Raw genomic sequence first — 3,092 nt, forward strand, 5'->3', positions numbered from 1 at the left:
GGCGTTCACGAACCCGAACCGTCCGTAGGTCCGCGCCAGCATCCGTGCGTCGGCGTGCGGATCGTCCATCAGCTCGCGAGCCTCGGCGTCCCGCGTCGTGAGGTCCGGCCTCATGACCCGGGCGAGGCGACGACGGTCATCAGCGCGCTCTCCGCCGTCAGACCGGGACCGAACGCCATCGCGGAGACCCGGTCGCCGGCGCTCGCCCCCTCCACCTCCAGGATGCGCTTGAGGACGAACAGCACGGTCGCACTGGACATGTTGCCGTTCTCCCGCAGCACGTCCCTGGCCGGGCGCAGCTGCGCATCGCTGAGGCGTAGCCGCTCCTGCACCTTGTCGAGGATGCTCCGCCCGCCGGGATGGATGGCCCAGTGCTGGACCGCATCCCCCACGCTTCCGGCCTCGAAGGCCTCGCCGAGACCCTCCTCGGCGCCGTACAACGGCCGGAGCGCACCGATGATCGTCTCGCCGATGATCTGCGGGACGGCCGTGGAGAGGATCATCTCGAAACCGGTGTCGCCGATCGTCCAGGCCATGTCCTTCTCCCCCTCCGGCGCGATGGCCGTGTGGAAGCGGTCAAGGCGCAACCCGGTCGACGCGGACGGGAGATCGCGCGCGGTGACGATCCCGGCGGCCGCACCGTCGGCGAACAGGGACGACGCGACGATCGTGTCGGGATTCTCCGAGGAACGCAGGTGCAGAGTGCACAGCTCGACGCTCACGACGAGGACCACGGCGTTCTCATCCGCGGCGCAGAACTGACTCGCGGCCCTGAGCGCAGGCATCGAGGCGTAGCAGCCCATGAAGCCGAGGTGGAAACGCTGCACCGCGTCGGACAGCCCGAGCGCACGCACGATCTCGTATTCCGGCCCCGGGGCATGGAACCCGGTGCAGGAGACCGTGATGACGTGGGTCACATCGGCCGGCTCGAGGTCAGGGTCGGAGTCGATCGCCCGCCGGGCGGCCTCGACGAAGAGCTTCGTGGCCTCTCGGGCGTAGAAGTCGTTGCGCGCCTTGGTGCCGGGGGCGAGCAGCATCCCCGATCCGCGGTCGAAGAACACGGGGTCTGTCGCTTCGGAATCCAGCGACAGCTCGTCGATCACGGTGTGCCGGGTGTCGATGCCCGAGACGTTGAACGACGTCGTGACGATGCGCTGCGCCAGCCGCCCGAGGCCGGGCTGCTGCGCGAAGACGTCACGCACCTGATCCTGGACGAGAACGGTATCGGGGACGATCGTCTGCAGCGATCGAAGCACAGGCGGTCGGCTCATGGTGCCACTCAAGCACTGCGCACCGCCCCGGGGGGAAGGGGTTGCGCGCGACCGCGGTCTGCCCTAGAAGCCGAGCGCCCTGGCGAGCTTGGAGTCGGATGCCGATTCGCGGCCTCCGGCAGCCAGCACCGCCTGCTCCACCGCCGCGAAGAACGCGGTGCGTCCCGCCTCATCAGCCGGCGCCGCGGGCCCCAGCTCCATCTCCCACTCACGCCATTCGCGTTTCACGTTCTGGCGCAGGTCGCTCGCTCGCACCCGGTCGTCGACGAACTCGGCGACGACGCCGTCCGGGCCGGTGAGCAGATAGGCGGTGCGGTCGTTCTCGATGCGGGCGAGTGGGGTGAGCGGTGCGCTCGTCCACTCCGACACGGTCGTGGCGACCGCAGAGGGGAGCGCGTCGCCCTCCCCTAGAGGCCAGCCGAGCTCGAGTCGACCGTCTCCCTGTCGGGGACCTTTCACATGCCAGCCCTCGTCGGGCCCGCCGGTGCGACGACGCAATGCCACGCCGGCGCGCGAGAGCGTGCCGTCAGCGGTGTCGAAGTACTGGGCGTCCAGCGTGCGCAGCACACCGGGGCTGACCGTGTCGACGCCCGGGAGCGCCTCCCATCGCGGCAACGGGGTCTCCGGATCGACGTCGTACTTGCGCTCGACCTCGACCGTGCGGGAGGGCTCAGTCATCGTCGAGCGTGAGGTCCTCGAGAGACTCTTCGAACCAGTAGTCGATCTCCGTGGGGCCGTCGGCGGGGCCGGTGTTCTGCGGCTCGCCGCGGCGGTTGTACACCACCTGCGTCTCGCTGTAGGGAACGATCAGCTTGTCGTCCGCGTCGCCGAGGGGGATGATCTGCCCGTCGAGCGGGCCGCCGTGAAGTCGTGCGAGTGCCATGTGCTCAGGGTAGCGCCGTCGTCGCGGTATCGGTGCGAGGCAGGCGGAATCAACCGAGGACGACACCGAGAAGGGCGCCGGCGATCATCCAGGGACCGAAGGCGATGCGGGTGGAGCCGTTCGCTCTCCGCAGCAGGATGAGCACGAGCGCGTAGAGCGCTCCCAGCACGAAGGCCGCGGCCGCCCCGATCGCGAGTGCCTGCCAGCCGTGCCAGGCCAGCACCAGCCCGATGACGGCGGCGAGCTTCACGTCTCCGCCTCCCATCCCCGCACGGCTGAGCGCCCGCAGCACCGCATAGAAGCTCCCGAGGATCACCATTCCCAGCAGGGCACGAACGAGCGGCGCCCCCTGCCCCGTGGCCAGGGTGTCGACGGCGACGAGCGCGAGCAGGCAGCCGAGCGTCGACAGCACGATCCTGTTTGGGAGGCGATGCGTGCGGGCGTCGATCACGATGAGCCACGCGCCGACGCCGATCAGTGCGGCGTGCACGAGGGCGATGAGGGCGAGCCGGATGTCCATCCCCGCAGGTTAGGAGATCGGCGGCCCTCGCTCCGACTCCCTGTGGAGAACCCCTGGCCGATGTCCGATGTGCGAACTATCGTCATTCACACGGGTTGTTATATTAGAATATATCTTCGAGAAAGGATGCAGGTGATCGGGCTCGATGCAATCGCCTCGCTCTCTCCGGCGGGCGACTCCCGCGCGGGAGAAGTGCTGCGCCTGCGTCGCGAGATCAACCGGATGCAACGACGGCGCAGCGAACATGCGCTGCTCCCCCTCGACCCCGCCTTCGCCGCGCTCCTTCCGGAGCTACCCGCTCACCCGAGGCAGGTGGGTCCGAGCAGTGACTTGAGGTCACCGAACAGATCCGCGGACACCTTGACCGGCATGGGCACTTCGAAGACCTTCGCCGTGCCGCCACGGTGCACGCGAAGCA

The 3,092-nt window shown here is 69.0% G+C and carries 4 protein-coding genes; all 4 read right to left on the reverse strand.

From position 1 onward, the window contains the following. Positions 1-110: 110 nt before the first annotated feature. Positions 111-1,271: a type III polyketide synthase gene (locus tag KZA10_RS10750; RefSeq protein ID WP_256934715.1), complete on the reverse strand. Its 1,161-nt coding sequence runs from the start codon at positions 1,269-1,271 to the stop codon at positions 111-113. A 63-nt stretch (positions 1,272-1,334) separates the two neighbouring features. Beyond that, the gene (locus tag KZA10_RS10755) at positions 1,335-1,949 is read right to left on the reverse strand and encodes a CYTH domain-containing protein (protein ID WP_141386207.1); all 615 of its coding nucleotides are present in this window, start codon (positions 1,947-1,949) and stop codon (positions 1,335-1,337) included. Continuing rightward, complete coding sequence (locus KZA10_RS10760) at positions 1,942-2,154, reverse strand: hypothetical protein (protein ID WP_017830198.1); 213 nt, start codon at positions 2,152-2,154, stop codon at positions 1,942-1,944. Before KZA10_RS10760 ends, KZA10_RS10755 begins: the two co-directional genes overlap by 8 nt. A 49-nt stretch (positions 2,155-2,203) precedes the next feature. After that, positions 2,204-2,674, reverse strand: a complete 471-nt coding sequence (locus KZA10_RS10765) for an A24 family peptidase (RefSeq protein ID WP_141386208.1) — start codon at positions 2,672-2,674, stop codon at positions 2,204-2,206. Positions 2,675-3,092: the final 418 nt, after the last annotated feature.

This window comes from Microbacterium sp. BF1, from assembly GCF_019279095.1.
In the GTDB taxonomy this organism is placed as follows: Bacteria; Actinomycetota; Actinomycetes; order Actinomycetales; family Microbacteriaceae; genus Microbacterium; species Microbacterium maritypicum.

Excerpts from the sequence above, each read along its gene's own strand:
- KZA10_RS10750 (WP_256934715.1), bottom strand. The coding sequence starts at position 1,271 with ATGAGCCGACCGCCTGTGCTTCGATCGCTGCAGACGATCGTCCCCGAT.
- KZA10_RS10755 (WP_141386207.1), bottom strand. The coding sequence starts at position 1,949 with ATGACTGAGCCCTCCCGCACGGTCGAGGTCGAGCGCAAGTACGACGTC.
- KZA10_RS10760 (WP_017830198.1), bottom strand. The coding sequence starts at position 2,154 with ATGGCACTCGCACGACTTCACGGCGGCCCGCTCGACGGGCAGATCATC.
- KZA10_RS10765 (WP_141386208.1), bottom strand. The coding sequence starts at position 2,674 with ATGGACATCCGGCTCGCCCTCATCGCCCTCGTGCACGCCGCACTGATC.